The sequence below is a fragment of the Novosphingobium sp. ERN07 genome (assembly GCF_012641335.1).
In the GTDB taxonomy this organism is placed as follows: domain Bacteria; phylum Pseudomonadota; class Alphaproteobacteria; order Sphingomonadales; family Sphingomonadaceae; genus Novosphingobium.
On sequence record NZ_JABAID010000067.1, the window covers coordinates 1 to 794 of the forward strand.

General features: G+C 59.1%; 2 protein-coding genes. One reads left to right on the top strand and one right to left on the bottom strand.

Going from position 1 to position 794, the window contains the following annotated elements; translation table 11 throughout:
• Window positions 1-18: 18 nt before the first annotated feature.
• Complete coding sequence (locus tag HGI47_RS22105) at window positions 19-453, bottom strand: IS5 family transposase (protein WP_206066368.1); 435 nt, start codon at window positions 451-453, stop codon at window positions 19-21.
• 84 nt (window positions 454-537) lie between these two features.
• Here HGI47_RS22105 and HGI47_RS22110 point away from each other — a divergent pair.
• A partial coding sequence (locus tag HGI47_RS22110) for a hypothetical protein (protein WP_168854901.1) occupies window positions 538-794 on the top strand: 257 nt, incomplete at its 3' end.

The window sequence follows — 794 nt, forward strand, 5'->3', positions numbered from 1 at the left end:
CAGCTGCCTCGCCAACCGTCAGATGGAATGCGAGCGGCCGTCCGAGGGCATCAGCCAGGCAGTGAAGCTTACTGGTGAACCCGCCCCGCGAGCGGCCAAGAGCGCGTCGATGAGTCCCCCTTTTCCGCCCGCAGCCGAGACGTGGGCGCGGACTGTGGTACTGTCTATGCTGTAGTGGCCGCTGTCCGCCATGATCTCGGCCAGGGTCACAGCTACGGTCTCCCAGACCCCAGCCTCACTCCAGCGTCGGAACCGGCGATAGATCGTGTTCCAATTGCCATATTTGGGTGGGACATCACGCCACGGCGCTCCACAGCGAAGTCGCCAGAGTATGCCGTTGATGATCGAGCGGTTCTGTTCGGGGCGTCTGCCTCGGCCACGGTTCTCAGGCTCGATCGGCAGCAAGCCCTTCAGAATACGCCATTCCGCTTCGGTCAGATCGCCCCTGCTCAAGCCTGCCTCCAAAAAGCAGCCTTGAATCAACCCTCTGCCAATACGTCAATTGCGATTGCTACGTTTGGGATTAGAACTTTGACCATGAATGCCTCGCCTTACCCATGGAATGAACCCGCAACTCTGGTTTGGCTCTTCCCGGGCGACAACCTCGATGACGACGATTTCGATTGGGCATGGGTGAGTGAGCCGCCCGACGAAAACCCACAATCGTGGGCAACATTTCGCGAAGCGGTTGAATTTGCATCGACTGCCGATTGCTCCCATGCGAAAGGCGCGTGGATCACCGTCGGAGAGCAGGTTTTTAATCCCGTCGACGTGTTCGAAGCGTACCAAACGCT